Origin of the sequence: Enterococcus sp. DIV0755f, from assembly GCF_051713725.1 — a bacterium.
In the GTDB taxonomy this organism is placed as follows: Bacteria; Bacillota; Bacilli; order Lactobacillales; family Enterococcaceae; genus Enterococcus_D; species Enterococcus_D casseliflavus.
In genome coordinates this window covers 798943-818564 of the sequence record NZ_JBIOQL010000001.1, presented here as the reverse complement: position 1 = coordinate 818564, position 19622 = coordinate 798943, and the positions used below count along the sequence as shown (strand labels likewise).

14 protein-coding genes and 1 pseudogene are annotated in these 19622 nt (G+C 41.7%); 5 read left to right on the top strand and 10 right to left on the bottom strand.

What is annotated here, in order from left to right:
- Nucleotides 1-183: 183 nt before the first annotated feature.
- A pseudogene (locus IGI73_RS03730) lies at nucleotides 184-2324 on the top strand (HelD family protein).
- Nucleotides 2325-2484: 160 nt separating this feature from the next.
- On the opposite strand, the gene IGI73_RS03725 reads toward IGI73_RS03730, so the two are convergent.
- Nucleotides 2485-3861, bottom strand: a complete 1377-nt coding sequence (locus IGI73_RS03725; RefSeq protein WP_034858235.1) for a CHAP domain-containing protein — start codon at nucleotides 3859-3861, stop codon at nucleotides 2485-2487.
- Nucleotides 3862-4252: 391 nt separating this feature from the next.
- Between IGI73_RS03725 and IGI73_RS03720 the strand changes: the two genes are divergently transcribed.
- Entirely contained in the window at nucleotides 4253-5653 is a 1401-nt protein-coding gene (locus tag IGI73_RS03720) for a metallophosphoesterase (RefSeq protein ID WP_395997044.1), read from the top strand.
- A gap of 450 nt (nucleotides 5654-6103) precedes the next feature.
- On the opposite strand, the gene IGI73_RS03715 is transcribed toward IGI73_RS03720, so the two are convergent.
- The 5 genes from IGI73_RS03715 to IGI73_RS03695 all read right to left on the bottom strand — a co-directional run bounded on the left by IGI73_RS03715 (nucleotide 6104) and on the right by IGI73_RS03695 (nucleotide 12239).
- On the bottom strand, nucleotides 6104-6457 hold the full coding sequence (locus IGI73_RS03715) for a nuclear transport factor 2 family protein (protein WP_087664402.1): 354 nt from the start codon (nucleotides 6455-6457) through the stop codon (nucleotides 6104-6106).
- 561 nt (nucleotides 6458-7018) lie between these two features.
- The gene (locus IGI73_RS03710; protein ID WP_005225331.1) at nucleotides 7019-7219 is read right to left on the bottom strand and encodes a cold-shock protein; all 201 of its coding nucleotides are present in this window, start codon (nucleotides 7217-7219) and stop codon (nucleotides 7019-7021) included.
- Between the two features lie 247 nt (nucleotides 7220-7466).
- Nucleotides 7467-8927, bottom strand: a complete 1461-nt coding sequence (locus tag IGI73_RS03705; RefSeq protein ID WP_428207289.1) for a glycoside hydrolase family 1 protein — start codon at nucleotides 8925-8927, stop codon at nucleotides 7467-7469.
- A gap of 1 nt (nucleotide 8928) precedes the next feature.
- Complete coding sequence (locus tag IGI73_RS03700) at nucleotides 8929-10371, bottom strand: glycoside hydrolase family 1 protein (protein ID WP_167827142.1); 1443 nt, start codon at nucleotides 10369-10371, stop codon at nucleotides 8929-8931.
- Nucleotides 10368-12239 carry a beta-glucoside-specific PTS transporter subunit IIABC gene (locus IGI73_RS03695; RefSeq protein WP_413157142.1) on the bottom strand — a complete coding sequence of 624 codons (1872 nt, stop codon included), beginning with the start codon at nucleotides 12237-12239 and terminating at the stop codon, nucleotides 10368-10370. The genes IGI73_RS03700 and IGI73_RS03695 overlap by 4 nt, the downstream gene beginning before the upstream one ends.
- Nucleotides 12240-12346: 107 nt before the next feature.
- Between IGI73_RS03695 and IGI73_RS03690 the strand changes: the two genes are divergently transcribed.
- Nucleotides 12347-13156 carry a MurR/RpiR family transcriptional regulator gene (locus IGI73_RS03690; RefSeq protein ID WP_015509153.1) on the top strand — a complete coding sequence of 270 codons (810 nt, stop codon included), beginning with the start codon at nucleotides 12347-12349 and terminating at the stop codon, nucleotides 13154-13156.
- Nucleotides 13157-13401: 245 nt separating this feature from the next.
- Nucleotides 13402-13986 (top strand): polymer-forming cytoskeletal protein, encoded by a 585-nt coding sequence (locus IGI73_RS03685; RefSeq protein ID WP_010747631.1) that lies wholly within the window; start codon nucleotides 13402-13404, stop codon nucleotides 13984-13986.
- A 194-nt stretch (nucleotides 13987-14180) separates the two neighbouring features.
- On the opposite strand, the gene IGI73_RS03680 is transcribed toward IGI73_RS03685, so the two are convergent.
- The 4 genes from IGI73_RS03680 to IGI73_RS03665 form a co-directional block, all read right to left on the bottom strand.
- Complete coding sequence (locus tag IGI73_RS03680) at nucleotides 14181-15845, bottom strand: peptide ABC transporter substrate-binding protein (RefSeq protein ID WP_010747630.1); 1665 nt, start codon at nucleotides 15843-15845, stop codon at nucleotides 14181-14183.
- A gap of 228 nt (nucleotides 15846-16073) precedes the next feature.
- Entirely contained in the window at nucleotides 16074-17021 is a 948-nt protein-coding gene (locus IGI73_RS03675) for a hypothetical protein (RefSeq protein ID WP_428207290.1), read from the bottom strand.
- A 108-nt stretch (nucleotides 17022-17129) separates the two neighbouring features.
- Nucleotides 17130-17969, bottom strand: coding sequence for a Cof-type HAD-IIB family hydrolase (locus IGI73_RS03670; RefSeq protein WP_159161305.1), 840 nt, complete (start codon nucleotides 17967-17969; stop codon nucleotides 17130-17132).
- A 156-nt stretch (nucleotides 17970-18125) separates the two neighbouring features.
- Nucleotides 18126-18749 (bottom strand): GNAT family N-acetyltransferase, encoded by a 624-nt coding sequence (locus IGI73_RS03665; RefSeq protein WP_159161275.1) that lies wholly within the window; start codon nucleotides 18747-18749, stop codon nucleotides 18126-18128.
- Nucleotides 18750-18822: 73 nt separating this feature from the next.
- Here IGI73_RS03665 and IGI73_RS03660 point away from each other — a divergent pair, with 73 nt between their 5' ends.
- Nucleotides 18823-19611 carry a MerR family transcriptional regulator gene (locus IGI73_RS03660; protein ID WP_311952409.1) on the top strand — a complete coding sequence of 263 codons (789 nt, stop codon included), beginning with the start codon at nucleotides 18823-18825 and terminating at the stop codon, nucleotides 19609-19611.
- Nucleotides 19612-19622 lie beyond the last annotated feature (11 nt).

Below are 19622 nucleotides of genomic sequence, written 5' to 3'. Positions count from 1 at the left end.
TGACCCTTTTTCTCATTTTTAAAACAAAAAAATAGACGCATTCTGCTTGCTCCCATGACATTGGAACAATCAGCTGCCTCTTTCCACTATTATTATACCGCATCCAGAGTCAAAAAAATAGACTAGTATTTTTGGTGGATGCTCGTATAATTGAGATACTTTGGAGAATGGATGTGAGTCTGAATGAACGACCTAAAGGCTGAAAAGAAGCATCTCGCAGACACGTACCAGCAATTGCTGACGCGAAAGACAGTGCTGAACAGTTTATTGACTGAAGGCAGAAAAAAAGATCGCCTTGCGATGCAAAGCATCGGCGAAGAGATTCGCTTAAACTTTGATAATTTTGCTGACCGTTTAGATACTTTTGCTGCCATCGAAAGTAAGAACCGTGAGATCGACCAAATGAACGCCGCTCTTCAATCTGCTGAACGTGAATTAGCTGCCATCGACCGTCTACTGGATAGTACCTACTTTGGTAAAATCTCCCTACAGTTTGAAGATGAGGAAATGATAGAAGATTTTTACATTGGGATCAATGGTTTTGTTAATGAAAATAAGGAAGGGCTGATCTATGATTGGCGCTCCCCAATTGCCGAATTGTTCTATGCAAAACGCTTGGGCCCGGTCTCTTATCAAGTGAACAATCAGACGATTTCTGCCGCTCTTGAACATCGCCGACAATTTATTATCGAAAAAGATCACTTGAAGCAAGCCTTTGATACCTCAGTCGCGATTCAAGATGAAGTGTTACTGGCAGCCCTTGAAGCCAATAATAGTCAAAAAATGCAAGATATCACTGCTTCGATCCAACACGAACAAAACGTCATCATCCGTGACTTAGCGCATAAAAACCTACTGGTCAACGGTGTTGCTGGAAGCGGAAAAACGTCTGCTGTCATGCAGCGAATCGCCTTTTTGCTGTACCATTTTCGTGAAGAGATGACCGCTGAGAATGTCTTGATCCTCTCCCCGAACTCTCGGTTTATTGATTATATTTCGCAAGTGCTGCCTTCCCTCGGTGAAAAAAATCCATTGACGCTGACCATGCGGCAGTTTTGCCAAGCATTTCCTAGTGTTGACTTAGAATCGGAAGAGGCGTATTTTGACCGCATCCAGCAAACACCCAGTGAAGCAATCGACCTTTTGCGCAGTGCTGACTTTAGTCGCTTTCTTCAATCCTTGAGCAAACAGCTGCCAGAAGAACTTGTGCTTCAGTTTAAAGCAATCAAAAGAAAAAACGTCGTCCTTTTTCTGAAGAAACGATCGATACTTTCTTCCAAGAGACACCGAAACAGGCATCCTTGCGCGATCGCATCCAAGCAGTCAAAAAGAAATTGGCTTACGCTTGGGAGGATCGACTGCAAAAAAATGCCTTAGCAACAAATGTTCACGACCAAGTTCGTTCTTTGACTGAAGACGAACAGCGCTCCCTATTAGGGACAGTTTTAAAGGATGATTCAGAAAAAACAATTCAGAAAGCAGCCATTCGCCTCCTGAAGAAAAAATACGCAACGGTTTCCAAACAAATCAAAGACCTTACTTGGTTTGATACGAAACGATTGTTAGCAGACAGTGCCGACTATTTTACTCACGGACAGATCACTTTGACGCAAACAACAGATAGTTTGGATTATACCGTTTGTCTATTGCTGATTCGTCATTTGCTCGCCGAAAAACAACCTGTCCCTGCGTTACGCTATCTGTTTATCGATGAAGTCCAAGATTATACGCCAGCACAAATTCAGTTTCTATTATGTCTTTTTCCTATGACCGCTTTTACCCTCGTGGGGGATCAGCAACAGGCGATCTTTACAAGTGCCATCACCGTATCAGAAATCCAAACGTTATTTCAACAACAGGCGAAATTCCTCGAAACGTATCAGCTGACTACGAGTTATCGTTCTAGCGGTGCAATCACGCGGTTATTTGCCCAAATGCTACCAAAAGAAACCAATTTAAACATCTCTGCCGTTCGACCAGAAGGAAAGTTGCCACAGTTTTATGCCAATCTGCCTGACGTTGCGTTAGTAGACATAGTAAAGGAACTTAAGCAACCAGTAACGATCATCACCAAAGATAGTCGATCCAGTGAGGAGCTCAAACAGTTCTTCGATAAACAGGCCGTGTCATTTCATGGAACGGTTTTACCGATTCATCTTGCCAAAGGATTGGAATTTAAGCAGGTCCTCTTATATGATGTCTCGGAAGAAAATTATCATACCGATCAAGACCGGCGGATTCTCTACACGGCGATTTCTCGTGCAATGGAAGAACTGGTGGTAACTTCCAAAGGAACCTTTTCGCCGTTTCTCCCTCCTTGCTAGTAGATCGAGAAACCTCCTATTTTCTATAGAATCTTGATGAGATTTGAGAGAACCCTGTCTTGCCTCTCTGAGTAGTTCTCTTATCTGACTGATTTAGAAAGCTATCGATCAAATAAAAAAGCATCAACGCGATTGCGTTGATGCTTTGCTTTTGAATTGATTAACGATGGATGTAAGTATATCCAGATGCGTTCATCGTAGCTCTATTTGGTCCACCAGGACTGTCAAAGCCCATTCCGCCTTGAGAGATTGTGATGGTATTGTTTGATGGGTTGTATGATTCAACATAAGCAACGTGTCCATAAACTGGATCAGCAGTCCATTCGCCACCAACTGATTGACCAGCGGCAAAGACTACAACGGCACCGGCTGCTGGTGTACCATTGACAGTGTACCCATCAGCTGCAGCTGACGCACCCCATTGTGCTCCGTTACCCCAGTAAGTACCTACCCATGGTGCAACACTTTTCACATACCAAGTACATTGACCCCAAGCATACATGTTACCTGAGCTTGAATGATCTTTTCCGCCGCCAGTAGAAATACTTCCGGTAGAATTATTGTTTGATGAAGAGTTTGAGTCTGAGTTACTTGAGCTTGAATTGCTTGAACCAGTGTTTGAAGAGCCTGCGTTCGATGAACTTGAGCTGTTAGAACTGCTGGTATTGCTTGAACTTGTGTTGCTTGAAGAACTACTTGTTGCTGTTTCAGTAGAAGCTGTTGTATTCTCTGTCGTGCTTTCAGTTGATTGAGCAGCAGCTTCTTGTTGTGCTTCTTTCAAAGCAGCAGCTTGTCTTTCTTCTTCTGCTTTTTGAGCAGCAGCAGCTTCTTGTTGTTCTTTCAAGATACGGGCTTTTTCAGCTTCCGCTTCTTGTTTTTTCTTATTCAATGCATCTTTGTCTTTTTCAGCAGTCGCTTGTTCTGCTGCTAAGTTTGCTTTCAAGACATTTAAATCAGCTTGTTTTGCTGCAATGGCATCTCTTTGTTGGCTAAGTTCTGCTTGGTTCGCAGCAACTTCTTGGATTTTGCTTTCGTTTTCTTTGACTTTGTCTTCAACATCTTGTTTGTCTTGTTTTTGTTGTTCAACTAAATCATTGTTTGCATTGACGATCGTTGTCATCGCTTGTACGCGACCGATAACATCCGTTAAAGAATCTGCTTCTAAAACAGCATCAATGAAATTGGTGCTTTGACCGTTAACTTGCACATCACGGGCTTGCTTTTGGATTGCTTCTTCACGTTTGGCAATACGCAATTTCAATGTTGCGATTTTGTCTTGCAATTTCTCAGCTTCTTGACCTAACTCAACTTGTTTCGCTTCTAATGAAGCAACTTTTGCACTCACTGTTTCAATTTCTGCTTCTAGAGAATCGATTTGTGATTGGGCGTCAGCTTGCTGACCTTTAAGAGAATTGATTTTTTGGTCTTGCTGCTCGATTTGATCATCAATGGAATCTGCAAATGCTAATGCAGGTGCTGCAACTGCTGTTAATGTTAGTGAACACACCATTAATGCTGATAACAAACTATTCTTCACTCGTTTTTCCTCCGACTAGCTGGTTGATTTGACAGATGAACTGCCTTTATAAAAACTTAATTTTGTCTAAGAAAGTTTAATGTTCGATTTAACGACAAATGAATTCTACCATAATGATATGACACACAGATAAAGGAAATGTTACAAAAATGTTTCAATCTAACACTCCCTTTATCTCAACGATAAATAACAGGACAATTAAAGACCGTTAAATCAACGTTTCTGAATAAATTACCGCGTTTTCTTTTCATTTTCATCATCAAAACTAAAATCAATTCATGTTATCTTTATCGAAAGTAAAGCTAATTCGTCAGGGTTTAAAGCTTGATCACACTTTTTTTAATAAGAAAAACTATGAAAACAAGAAATCATTCAAAAAAAGACCATTTATGTGACAAGATCCCTATTCCTTTCTATAATAAATAAAACAAGCGAGGAGGGAATCGCGATTCGTACACACAAAAAATGGTTTTGGCCATTGGCACTACTTACACTTTTTGTCACCTGTTTCCTGTTATTCTTTCAATTTCGTAAGGTGCATGAAGCCGATACTCCATTGCAACAGGCGAGCAACAGTGAGTTTTGGCTCTTAAGTGATATTCATTTTCTTTCCTCCACGCTCCATGATAACGGCGCAGCCTTTCAGACCTTCACAAAGGGAGCTGCTGGCAAAGAGATGACGTATCAAGAACAATCGATCGAGGCCTTCACCGCTCAAGCCTTAAAAGAGAAACCCACGGGAATTATTTTGACCGGTGATATGACGCTCAATGGCGAGAAAGCAAGTGCTCAAGAGTTGGCAAGATTGCTTGAACCATTGCAAGAAGCTGACATTATGGTTTTAGCATTACCTGGCAACCACGAGATTTACAATGGTTGGGCGCGAGCATTTAAAGGTGAAAAGGAATACTACGCAGATCAAATCAGTCCTGAGGATTTTCAAACGATTTTTGCTGAAGGTTACGAAAAAGCCAACAGTATCGACAAGTCTTCCCTTAGCTACAGCATTCAGTTAAACGACAAGTATCGTCTCTTTTTGCTCGATTCATGTATCTACGATTCTGAGGTTAATTGGGATGATCCTACTACGAATGGTGAGTTAAAACCGGCTACTCTAACTTGGTTGGAGGAGCAATTAACCCTGACGAAAGAAGCGGAGCAAGTACCACTGGTCTTTTTGCACCATAACTTGTTTGGTCATAATGAACTCTTACAAGACGGTTATGTTCTCGACAACGCCTCTGAGACTGTCGCTTTGTTGGAACGCTTCAACGTGCCAGCCGTTTTCTCTGGTCATATCCACATTCAAGACATTAACGAAGGGAATGATTCGCTTTATGAAGCAGTCACTGGGTCTTATTCAACAGCAGAACTAGGCTACGGCGTCCTTTCTCTTTCTGACAAGGAAATCAACTATGAAGCTCGCCAGATTGATCTCGATGCTTGGGCGGCTGAAACGAAGCAAACTAATGAACAGTTGCTGAACTATCAAAACTACCAGAAAAGTATTTTTGAAAAAGACACCGACCAACTGGTCCGTGACCAATTGTCCGCAGTGTCTGAACTGTCAGATGCCCAGATGACAAAACTTTGCACGTTTGTCACGAGGCTGAACACTGCCCTTTTTACTGGCAATGATACTTACTCAGCCGAAGAAAAAGCTGCTATCAAAGACTCCGAGGAGTATCAGTGGTTAGCGACCTATTCTTACTTTTTGAAGCAATATGTCGATTCAATGCTGGACGATCAAACCGATGATCGCAAGCTGACGATCCCCCTCACAGTAGAATAAAGCCAAAAAGTGTCTTCTTCCTTTCTTTTAGGAAAAAGACACTTTTTCTTTTCTAATGAACGATAGCCCTCTCGTTTGGGTAAACGAGAAGGCTATCTGACGAGTCAATATTTATTCTTTGAAAGTGCAGCATACTATTACTACTATTATTTATTTCTCATTTAAACGATACAATCCCTAACCTCTATTGTATCCTTGTAACTCTGAAGTTACGCCAGGTTTGAATAAATTTCTTCAAAACAAGTAACGTGTGGTACAAAAATATTTGTCGCTTATCAATAACTATACCACGCAACTAGGCGCCGACGGAAGTAAACTAACTCATTCTTAATCATTACTTAAACAAAAGGTATTGTTTTCAAACAGTGTTGCTCCTTTAAGAATTCTACGTGAAGCGATCAACCTTCCTGTCATGCATATCTGCTAACCATTCCTATAAGGGAATTCCTTTTATTCAATAGGCAAGTCGTGCTGTTTTAAGAAAGATAATTTATCCCAGTAGCCTCTTTGAAATAAAATTTTATCATTTACTATTTGAAAAAAACCGCAACCTCTCAAACCTAAGGGGTCACGCCACTCTAAAATTGCCCATTGTCCATCTTCGAAAATGTTCTCAACGATACAAACCATTTTTGCGTTAGAAAAATCTTGCTCAAACATCTGCTTGATCGCTTGTTTCCCAACAACTGGCTCATTGGCAACCTGGTGGTTTATTGCATTCTCATCATATAATTCTGAAATAATTTCAACATCTGCCTGATTAAACGCATCAACCCATTGGCAAAGTATTTCTTTTGGCTTCATATAAATCCCCCTCGAAATGTAATCATCTGTGTTCCAATCGCAATAAAAAAAGTAGCTAATTTGTACCAATATATTCTACTTTTACAATTCATTCAAGACAATATCGATGAAACGAATAAGAAATATCGATCTTTCACATCGATTACTCTTGTATATGTACGGGGTACCTGAATCGTGGCATGTTCCGCTTTACCTGTTTCTTTATTCCATTCACGTGAGTCATGCCATTTGAATCACTAGTAATCATTGCTTTTAATGGTAGCAACGCTACTAAGCCTATTCAACCACTTTATTAATTTATTGAATAAGGTATACAACCCCTCTTTCTGTTTTCCTCTTTTTATACGCTTATCATCGAATGAGAAATCATGGGTAAGTAAACCGCGACGCTTAGGGCTAGTTGAATAGTGAAATCAAAGATGTACTATTTACCATGTCAGGTCCTCAAAACCTGCAACTATTCTCTTGTAGCAGATCATCAACACCCGATCCATTTCAATATTTATATAAAATAAAACAAAAAAAGCGAGAACCCAATGGATTCTCGCTTGTTAACGTCAATTAACCTTTAACGATGTTTGTTGCTTGTAAGCCACGTTGGCCTTCTTCAACGTCGAAAGTCACTGCTTGACCTTCTTCTAAAGTTTTGAAGCCGTCGCCTTGGATAGCTGAGAAGTGAGCAAATACATCATTGCCGTCTTCACCTGTAATAAATCCAAAACCTTTATCTGCATTAAACCATTTTACTGTACCGTTATTCATAAACGTATACCTCCATATTACACATCGACTGTGTTTATTTGTTTGTAATAGAAAATGATGTGTAATTGAAGTGTGTATCAATAGAAAAGATAAACAAGTATTAACATATCAGAACTTTACCTATTCATCATAGCATGGTTAAAATAAAATAGCAAATAAAGTTGGCTTTTTTTCTTGATAAAAAGGTAAATTGTTAAGAAACCTTATGATTAAGCCTAGCAATTGCTTTATCCGGAAGAATCAAAAATCAAAGAATTGCGCCGTTTGAAGCAATTACTTTTTTGTACCAATCAAATGACGCTTTCTTGATGCGTTTCTTTGTGCCATTGCCTTCATCGTCTTGGTCAACATAGATAAAGCCATAACGTTTCGACATTTGTGAGGTTGAGGCACTAATGATATCGATACAGCCCCATGCCGTATAGCCAAAGACCTCGACGCCATCATGCAACGCTTCATTGATTTGTTCAATATGCTGACGCAGATAGTCGATTCGATAAAAATCATCGATGGTACCATCTTCGTTTACGACATCTTCTGCTCCCAAACCGTTTTCGGCAATAAACAAAGGTTTTTGGTAGCGGTCATAGAGTTGATTCAATGCTGTTCGCAGCCCTTTGGGATCGATCTGCCAGCCCCATTTACTGCTTGGCAAATAAGGATTTTTAATCCCACCAGTGATCAGATTCCCGACAGCACTTTCCAAGCGTTCTGGATGTGCGCTGACTGCACTGGACATATAGTAACTAAAGGAAACAAAATCAACAGGATTTTCTCGGATGATTTCTAAGTCTCCTGGTTCGATCACCAATTCCACTCCTTTTTCTTCAAACATGCGGTTGGCATATGCTGGATAATAGCCTCTTGCCTGCACATCACTGAAAAAGAGTGAGGTTCGTTGACTTTCAACTGTTTTTTGGACATCGTCTGGATCACAGCTGTACGGCGTTAATAATTGATAGCTGATCATGCAGCCGACCTTGGCATCGGGAATCAATCGATGGCAATAGTCAGTCACGATTGCGCTGGCGACAAATTGATGGTGCGCCCCTTGGTACTTGTCTTGTTCAATATTAGGATGACCTTCTTCAATGATCCCGACACTAACATATGGATGGTGTTTAACACAGTTGATTTCATTAAAAGTTACCCAGTATTTGACTTTCTTTTGGTATCGCTCAATCACCGTCTTGGCAAAACGGACATAAAAGTCGATCACTTGCCGGTTTGGCCATCCTCCATACTCAGTCACTAAATACAAAGGCATCTCATAATGGGATAGTGATACCACTGGTTCGATCCCATACTTCAAACACTCATCAAAGACTGCGTCGTAAAATGCCAATCCAGCTTCGTTTGGCTCTACCTCATCCCCCTTTGGAAAGATCCGTGTCCAGGCAATTGACATCCGATAGGCTTTGAAACCCATCTCAGCAAATAAACGAATATCTTCTTTAAAGTGATGATAAAAATCGATTCCCTGTCTTTTCGGATAGTATTTCGTGCTGTTTGGATCCTGTGCTTCTGCAACTTGCTGATGAGTCATCATATGCCATTGGTCCGTCCATCGTTCTTTCGGCATTGAGGAATCGAATAGATAGACATCAGAAACCGACAAGCCTTTTCCATCGATTCCAGAACCTCCTTCAACTTGGTTGGCAGCTGTTGCTCCCCCCCAGAGGAAATCTTTTGGAAAATAACTTTTCATTTTACTTGCCGCCTTTCAAAAATGATTCGTACGCCAACGCTTCCCCATTCGTGGCGATCACTTGCTTATAATACGCAAAACTAGCTTTTTTCTGGCGGGAAAGATCTCCGCTACCATCATTTTGCTTATCGACATAGATAAAGCCGTATCGTTTTTCCATCTCTCCTGTCCCCGCAGAAACGATATCGATCGGTCCCCACCATGTATAGCCTAGAATCGTTGCGCCATCTTTGATCGATTCCGCCATTGCTTCTACATGGTCTTTCAAATAGGCCATCCGTTCTTCATCGACGATCGATCCATCTTCATTGACAACATCCTTTAAACCAATTCCATTTTCAACGATAAATAATGGTTTTTGATAGCGATCAGTCAATTCGCTGCAAACATAGCGTAATGCCAGCGGATCGATCGGCCATCCCCAAGCAGTTTCTTTTAGGTAAGGATTCTTTTTCCCTAGTAATCCGCCAGTATTGCCTAAAATTTTCATGCCTGCTTCATGCAATGAGCTGCGGTAAAAACTAAAGCCTAAATAATCGCAGGTCCCCGCTTTAATGATCGCTAGATCTTCTTCTGTAATGTCCAGCAACAGATGATTATCCTTCACGATGCGGTCGAAGTATTCCGGATATGCTCCTCGCAATTGCACATCACTATAGAACAAGGAACGACGGCGCAGTTGATACGATTCAAAAACATCTTGCGGGTTGCACGTTGCAGGGTAAATCGGACTCAGTGACAGCATACAGCCAATCTGATTGTTTTCATCTACTGCCTTCCCATTCAGAACTGCTTTGGCACTTGCAACAAACATATTATGACTTGCTTGATAAAGTGCCTGTAATTTTTCTTCTTCAGTCTCGAAAGAAAACACATCGATACCTGCTGCGAGTAACGGGATCGTATGGGTATGGTTGATTTCATTGAAAGTCATCCAATATTTCACTTTCCCTTTGTAGCGTGCAAAAACCACTTTTGTATACCGATCAAAAAAATCGATCAGTGCACGATTTTGCCAACCACCATATTTCGTCACCAAATGCAGTGGCGTCTCAAAATGAGCTAATGTAACAACTGGTTGGATCCCTTTTTCATTCAAGGCATCAAATAAATCATCATAAAATTGTAAACCTGCTTCATTGGGTTCCGTCTCATCCCCATTCGGAAAAATGCGACTCCAAGCAATTGAGGTACGCAAACACTTCAAGCCCATTTCCGCAAACAGTTCAATGTCTTCTGGGTACCGATGATAAAAGTCGATGGCTTCATGGCTCGGATAAAAGTTATCCTCTTCAAGCTGCAGTGAAACTTGCTCAATACGTTTTTCACCAACTGGTAAAATATCTGCTACACTTAATCCTTTTCCTCCTTCCAAATAAGCTCCTTCGGCTTGATTTGCGGCGATCGCGCCGCCCCATAGGAAATTTTTTGGAAATACACTCATGAAATCGCTCCTTTTAATAAATCATTTGCTACCAAAGCGGTAACGTCTTTTTTCGCTTGATCCACAACTGTCAATGCATCTTCTTTGATCACACTGGTAAAGACCAACATGGTTGTCGGATCATATCCTTTTTCAATAATTTTTGCTAAGTCAAAGGTGCCAATTTTTTGCCCCTTCACGACTTGATCCCCTTGTTTCACCGAAATCTCAAACACGCCTTTTGCTAAATCAACCGTTTCTAAGCCGATATGAACCAACACTTCCGTCCCAGCAGCTGATTGGATCCCAAAAGCATGTCCAGTTGGAAAAACTGTCACAACCGTACCAGTAAGTGGCGCATAAATATCGCCGGCTGATGGATAAACGGCTAATCCATCCCCCATTGCTCGAGAAGAAAATACTTCATCTTTGACATCATCAAGCGTGATCGCTTCACCAGCAACTGGTGTCATCACTTGCAGCCCTGCACCTTCTTCTAAAACAGGTTCTACCGTTTCTTCAAATCCTAATACATAGGTCAAAATAGCAGTACCGAAGAACGCAAAGGCAATGCCGATCAAATAGTACACAAAGGTGTCCCCAAAGAAAGCTGGCAATGTCGTCAATGCTGGGAAAACATAGACGATGGCCTTGGTTTGCATCATTCCCATAAACGCACCAGCAAGAGCACCAACGATGGTTTGAGCAATCAACGGCTTTTTAAATTTTACCGAAAGTCCATAGACGATTGGCTCTGTAATTCCTCCAAGCAATGCTGGAAGCAAAGAAGATAGCGCCAAGCCTTTGGTTTCTTTTCTGCGAGAGCGTAAAAACACACCTAAAGCAACCCCAGCACTCGCAAATGTTGCTGCTGCGATCATCGGGCGCAGCGTATCATAGCCATATACCGCTAGGTTATTGACCATAATCGGTACAACTCCCCAATGGATCCCGATCATTACTAAGAATGTCCAACCGCCACCGATCAACAAGCCAGCCAACAGCCCGCTCTTGTCGCTGATAAAGTTCATGGCATTGCCTAAACCGTCCCCAAGCATTACACCGACCGGTCCAATGATCAAAACGGTCAAAGGCACCATGATCAAAAGAGCTACTAGTGATAGAGCAAAAATCTCGATACTCTTAGGAATGATCCGTTTGAGTAGTCGTTCCAAGTGCGAGTAGATATAGATCGAAACGATCGCTGGAATCACGGTACCCGAATACCCCATCAACACAGCTGGGATGCCAAAGAAATCGACCGTCACACCATTTTCCGTCACCATTGCTGTAAAATTCGGCTCCAGCAACGCCCCAACGATTGCTAAAGCAATAAACATATTGACTTTGAAAATCCGCGCTGCACTGATCGCTAAAAATAAAGGCAAGAAATAAAAGACACTATTGCCAGCAGCAGCTAATATTTTATAGGTGCTTCCTTCCGCATCCATCAAATGATAGGTTGTAAAAACAACTAGCAAAGCTTTTAACATCCCTGCCCCTGCAAGAGCAACAATGATTGGATTAAAGATCGCAGACAATACATTGAAGAATCGGATAAATACATTGCCTTGTTTTTCTGTTGATTCTTCGGCATCCCCATCACTTTCCAAAGCATTTTGGATCGAATACTTACTCATGATCGTTTGAAAAACATCCGCTACATGATTACCGATCACGACTTGAAACTGGCCATTTCCTTCAATGACAGACAATACCCCATCAAGCTGCTGAATCTTATCCTTATTTTTTCGTGCCAACTCGACATCTTTCAACTTAAAACGCAATCTAGTGATGCAATGATACAGGCTAACGATATTTTGTTCCCCACCGACCTGTGCTATAATTTCACTAGCAAGTTTTGAATAATCTTTTGCCAAATGACTCACTCCCGTGTTTGATTTATAAAGCGCTTTATGGCGTTACTATAGCAGATTTTTTTCTCTCACCTGCGAAAGTTCGCAATTTGGAAACTGCTTACAAGAAAGGAAAGAAAATGGGCCTCTTAATCATTCGTTTATTGAATCTTTTAAATAATGCACCCACTGATTCCACCAACTACTATATCGGTTTGACCATGATCAACCATTATGATCAGATCCAAACTCTAAGCATTGGTGAATTCGCTGCTCTTTGCCATGTGTCAAAGTCAACCGTTTCAAAATTCGCTCGCACCTTGGGCTTTGATGATTATGGCGATCTAAAAGACAACGCTGCCTTTATCGAAAACCGCTTCAACAATCCCCTGAATTATCGTTCGAATATTTTGTCTGCCTTAGAGCAAGAGGGCGTAGACTCCTATTTTGACGCAGTTGTACAAGACATCGATTATCTGCGTCATCATCTTGATCTGCCAGCCATCGAACGGGTCGCAAAAGCCATTGTGACGCATAAAAATGTCTTTGCTTTTGGAATTTTATTCTCAGAATCGGCTGCTATTGATTTCCAGATCAAACTAGCATACAACGGCAAGTTCATTCGGACCTTCCAAGACGATCTCGTACAGGAAGAAATCATCAAGACCGCTGATGAAGAATCGCTGTTTATCATTTTTACCAACTCCGGTGACTACCTAACGAAACAGCAAATTCGAAATGGAACACCACGGAAAGATTTCTTCGATCGAACCAAAGCCAAAGTCATCGTGATCACCGCTAATCCACAGATCTCGGAACTGCCCTTTGTCCAAGAAGCAATCATCTTCCCTCACCAAACCCATTTTCAAACCCATGCTTTTATGTATCAGTTCATCATGGATTTGATCGTATCGAAGTTCAAGCAGTTGACGGATCGAAAGCGCATGTAGTAATGACCCTCCATTATAGAAGAAGGGCATTTCTTCCATAATGGAGGGTTCTTTGTGAATAAGATGTCTCATTCATTCGTAAGCGTCACTCATTTATTCCTAGTTTCTTTGAAATTTTTTTAATCCTAGGCTGCTATTTATTAAATTTCTCCTCATTTATGTTTTTTGTTTCACAAACTTCACCTCGGTATGGTATAATCATTTTGTTTTTAAGAAAACTATGGGAATACAAAGGAGAAGGAAACATGAAAAAAACTAAAATCACTTTAATCGCTGCATCATTGCTTATGGGAGGCACTCTTTTAGCTGCATGTAGTTCAGATAACGATACAGCTGCAAGCTCATCATCATCAACAGCAGCTTCAACTGCTGCATCAACTGAATCATCAGATGACGTTGTTTCAACTGCTTCTATCAGTGACCAAACTTCAGTGATCGAAAAAGCATTGAGCGCAGATGGTAACTGGATCGTTGCTGTAACTGGCGACATGACATTTGATAACGATGTGACCGTTGATGGCGAATTCCACGACAAAGGTGACGACTCTGCTGATATCTACCGTAAATTTGCATTGTACTCACAAGATGAAGACCGCAACGTAACAGCTGAATACACAGTAACTGTTCCTAAATTGATCGTTAACTCAGAAAACTTCAACATCGTTCACGGTGTAATCAAAGGTGACGTTGAAGTGAATGCTAACGGCTTTGTATTGAACGGTGCAAAAGTTGAAGGTAACGTAACATTCACTTCAAAAGAATTCCAAGATTCAGCAACACTTGACGAAGATGGCGCTTCTGTAACAGGTGACGTAACAGTTAGCGAATAATCTTTCACTGGATTTCTGTGAAATAGATGAACAAAAAACGAGGTTGGCAAGTCGATCGTTGATCCCTTGCCAACTTTTTTTGTTTTTTTATAAACAATTGCATCCGCTCTCATTACTAACATTGTGTAAGTAAGAACAAAGCCCAAGAAAAAAAACTGGCTTGCTTACGCAAAACCAGTTTCTTCTTTAGGCGCTTATTCTTCAATAACTGCCCACTTGTAGTCATATTGCGCACCAGCACCGTGTGATACGACCCCTTTTACTTTTGGTGCACGTAAATGAGCTTCAACGTTTTGGTACACAGGGATGACCCCTTGTTGATCCATAATGATTTTCTCTGCATCTAACAAGTCTTGCCAGCGAGCATCTGGATTGCCAGCGTTTGTCGTGGCAGACGATTTCACTGCTGCATCGTACGCCTCACTTGTCCAACGACCGCGGTTGTAGGAATTGTCGGTAACAAACAAATCAGTAAAGCTGCTAGCATCCGCATAGTCAGCTCCCCAACCACCCATGACGACATCAAAGTCACCTGAGTTTGAACGATCTAAACGAACGGAGAAAGGAACAGGACTTAGGCTAACTTTCACCCCATCCAGCGTGTCTTGAATCGCACTTTGAATATACTCAATGGCCTTTTTGGTTGAATCTGTATCAGAAGCCAAAATTTCAAAGCTCAAGGAATCGATTCCTAACGCCTCTTTGGCTTTTTCCCAATGTTCTTTGGCCTTTTCTTGATCGTATTCAATGACACTTTCCGCTTCATCGACAAAATCAGTATTATCAGTTGGGTTAAAGGTCATTCCTTTTGGTATCAATCCTGTGGAAGCCAATGAACCGTCCCCTAAAATCGATGTCACTAATGCATCACGATCGATGGCATAAGAGATTGCTTTACGCAGATCCTCATTGCGGAATGGCGAATCTTCTTCGCGCTGATTCAACTCGATATAGGAAGTACGGGCTAATGGTTCTGACACAAACGCTTCATCATTGGCCATTTGCTGTGCCAATTCTCCTGTTAAGATGACGTCGTCTGCTTGCCCATCTTGGAATAGATTCAAGGAGGTCGATGATTCTTTTACGACACTAACATTGATGGTGTCAAGTTTCACCGTCTCTTTGTCCCAATATTGGTCGTTCTTTTCATATGACCATTCTGTATCGGTTCCTGGCCCATCAAAGCCAGCCAACACAAAGGGTCCATTGTAAACGGCATTGTCGCTCGTTGAAGCATATTGATCGCCGTTGTCTTCTACGACTGCTTGGCTTTGTGGGAAGAAGGATGGAAATGCCAATAAGTATTGGAAGTATGGCGTAGGTGTCGTCAGCGTGATTTCTAATTCATAGTCACTGACTGCTTTGATCCCTAATTCTGAGGCATCTTTTTCACCTGCTGTTATCGCTTCGGCATTGGTTACGGGCGCAAATAAGTACGCATACTCAGAACCTGTTTCCGCACTTACGGTGCGTTGCCAACCAAACACATAATCCGCTGCCGTTACTGGTTCTCCATTTGACCATTTGGCATCTTCTCGTAGTTTCAATTTATAGGTCAGACCATCTTCACTGACTTCCGCTAATTCGGCGGCACCTGCTGGTTCGGGCTTACTATCAGCATCTAAGCGGTACAACCCTTCATACACATTATTTAAAGCACTGAAACTGATCGTATCGGTGGCTAAGGATAGATCGGCACTCGGCATTTCTTGTTGAACCACAACATTAAAAATTTGTTCGGCAGCTGCTGTCCCACTACCACTTGAACTTTCACCTGTACTTGATGTCCCTCCTGTTGAGCAACCTGCTAATACGATTCCACAAACAGCGACGACACCATATCCCCATTTTTTCTTCATCTTACCTACCCCTTATGAAAATCCAAAATTTTCAGAATTATTACAAAACTCTGAATGTAAATAAGATTTTAATAAATATTAATTATAAAAGCAAGCTATTTTTCTCATTTTATTATTATTTATTTTTTATGTTAACACTGCATGTTATTATTTATGACACAAAAACAAAAAACACAAAGCGAAAAAGATCTCGCTTTGTGTTTTTTTATCTTTGGATAGAAACGTGGATTACTCCATTTTATAGCTTTGACGCGTCACTTTCCCCTCTCGTACCGTAGCGATAATAGTTGGCACAGCCCCAATCGCCGTAAAGAGATAGACCAGACCTAAGTTCCCGTAATATTGACTCGCTTCCAAATATCCTTCACGAATCAAATCAGGTAAAATACGGAAGGCATAGAAGACATCAACGTCCGTGTAATAATTTGCTACACTGATCGACCAGTCGATACGATTCCCGACATAGACCATGATAATCATGACGATAATACTACTAATAATACCTTTTGTGCTGAGTTTTCCACCTAATAATTCATACCCTTTGATGGCACAGATCGCCATCGCAATCCCAGACAATGCAGCAACATACCCCAGTTGTCCTAATAAAATAATTGCGCCGGCACCAATCAGTGAGCCAAGAAACGCACCCACGGTTCCAGCTAACCAATTTTCTTTTTTCTGCCCCTTTTCCCGTTCTTGCGCAAGGACTGCTTCTTGTTGTTTCTTAAAGCAAGCTTCACAGGCAATGACGGGAGCGCCGCCAATAGCATACAGCGAAACCGGCTCAGTGACCGCGCCGCAGAAGGTACAAGCATTTTGGAAGCCTTCCGTCTTCAAAAAATTCGTCAACTGGTCCAACGCAGTACGTAACTTGTCCACGGTTTTCCCTGCAGTCATCGCTCCGCGTAATGTATAGGCAACTTGATATCCTTGGATCACACAGTCGATGATCTCTTTTGACTCACTTAGAACTTCTTTGACTTCTTCTTGGTTGGGAAGTTCGCCATCTTTGCTAAGTGAAAAATGAGCCACTAGAGAATAACTATTGTTATTCTCTTGAACTAAAAAAAGTTTATAACTATGATACGTTCCATAAATCACCCCAGTGGAAGTATCAACGGAGAGCCCCAACGGCTCGGCAAATTTGGTCAATGTCTTCTCGATCTTCTTATTCATTTTTCTCCTTCTTTCCAACAAACACTTACCTTTTTAGGTATAGCTAAAAGTTTAAGGAGAGTAGAAATGAAAGTCAATCAATTTGTTCAAAAAACCTAGTTTTTTTATCTATTCTGTGACAAATCGCCGCAACGCATCAGCAACCCCATGGTCTGTATTGCTAGTCGTCACAAAATCAGCTTTTGCTTTGACCAATTCGGGCGCATTCTCCATCGCAACACCAATACCAGCTGAAGCAATCATTGGCAGGTCGTTAAAATTATCGCCGATCGCTAAGGTTTGCGCCAGCGGCACTTGAAAATAGGCCGCCAATTCATTTAGCGCCTTATCTTTTCCCACAGCTTGATGAGTGACTTCCAAATAATTCTCTTTGGATAAGTAAAAGGCGCTTTCTAAAAATCCAGCGTTCTGGCAGGCAGCATGAAGCGCTTGGATTTCTGCCGTTGTGCCGATCAAAAGAAACTTATGAACCTCAAAAGCTTCTTGTGCCAACAGTTGTTCTAATGAAGTTTCTACAGGAGTCTCTTTGGTGATCGCCGCTTCTGCTCGTGCCCATTGGTCCACTCTTTCGCAATACCACTGATCACCAGAGTAGACATTGATGGAAACACCAGGAAAATCAGCTTTGATGCGCGCAACCAAAGTTTTTGCTTCTGCTTTTTTGACCTCATGACTGAAAATCGGTACCAGTGTGCCCTTTTGATCGTACCCTCCAATCAGGGCACCGTTGTAACAAGCCAAGGGCCAGTCTTCTATCCCTAATTCTTGAGCTATCGGTAGCATTCCTTTCGGGGAGCGAGCGGAAGCCAAAACAAAAGGAATCGCTTGCTGCTTCAATCGTTTGATTTCTTCAATCAAATCCAGATCGATTTGATGCTTATGATCCAAGATCGTCCCATCAATATCACTTAAAATAAACCCTATCTGCTTTTTTTCCAAATAAACCATCCTTTCCCATTCCCCATCCTTTTTACGAAAGGGAGTTGAGCCATCGCTTTCGACCAAAATAAGCGCCGTTTCCATAAAACGAAAACAGCTTCCTTGACCTTCTTTGCTTCCAGTTTACCATACTAGCCAATGAAAAAAGAGTGCATCGCTGCACTCTTAGGAAGTATAGATATAAAACTCGATTTCCTTCTTAATCGGTTTTTTGATCCAGCGTTTCACAGCAGCTGCCCGCTTCAAGCCCATATGCTCATAAAAACCGAAATTACAGGTGGTATCGGTATAAAGGAAAAACGGAGCCGTTTTGTCCTGCTGGACCATCGCTAAAAAGGAAGTAAAGAGCTGCTTGCCTACACCCAATCCTTGTGTTTTGGGACTAACGGCAAACAAACCAACTTCGGTCTGAAAAGGAGTTTGTAAGTCTTTCAACATCGCTTGATTTAACTCAGCCACCTCCTTGGCATAATGCAGCAGCGTGTTTCTCCCTTCTTTCGTAAGCAGTAAGCAGCCAGCATGCCAAATCGTTTTCCCCCAATAGCGCGCTGGATGAAGCTTCTTCCCGCTTTTACTGTCTGCTAACAAGATGCCGACAGCTTCACCATTTAAAAGAGCCACCCGCGAATAGGTCGCACGGGCAAGTTCATAACACAAAAAGACATGAGCAAAGTGCTTGGCGGTCTTCTTGTCAAATTGCTTGTCGTAGTTCCAGCTATCAATAATTACTTGCACAAGCGCAGGCAGATCTTCTCGTTTAAATGGTCGATATGTTACTTTTTTATTCATTCTATCTTCCTCCCAGTAGTTGACTATCCTTAGTATAAAGTTTACAGTAACTGTAAAGTCAAGGAGGAGTTTCATGAAAACCAAATTAAAAGTATCGGAAATGGCACGCTTAGCGCGGATCAATCCTCGGACACTCCACTATTATGACGAGATTGGGCTATTTCAACCAAACAGCAAAGCCGAGAACGGGTATCGGTATTATTCCCTTGATCAACTTTTGGATCTCGGATTGATCCTGTCATTGAAAGAATTATCGATGCCCTTAAAAGAGATCCAAACAGCGCTGCAGGGGGATGCCGAGACCATGAGAAACTTATTGGAAGCCAAGCGGCAAACCATCGATGAAAAAATTCAGCAGTTGACCAACATCAAAAAAATCATCGAACGAAAAGCTGCGGATTTGCGCCTGGCTGCAGAAAAAACTTCCCCCTTCACCTTGAAGGAACAGCCAGAGGAATATTTCTCCCTTAGTCCTAGATTAAACGGCAGCTCCATCCCAGAGATGATCACCCAAGCCTACGACCTTTTGATGGCACAGCCTTATCTTTTTTCGAATAACGAGTACGGTTTTATGATTCGGACGAACAAAGACGATACGCAAGACATCGACTACGTTTACGTGCGGCAAGAAGAGCCGCAAGGGACTTCCTTCGTGAAACCAGCAGGATGCTATTTAACCGCCATTTATCAGGGGGATGACGAAGGATTGAAGCAGTTCTATCAAAAACTCAAGCAGCTGATTGCGACGCACCAATGGCAAATCGATGACTACTTCTATGAACGATCGATCCACGAAACGACCCTTAGCAACGAGCAAGCTTATTTGACAGAGATCCAAGTTCGGATTTTATCTGAGGAATAATGATTCGTTCA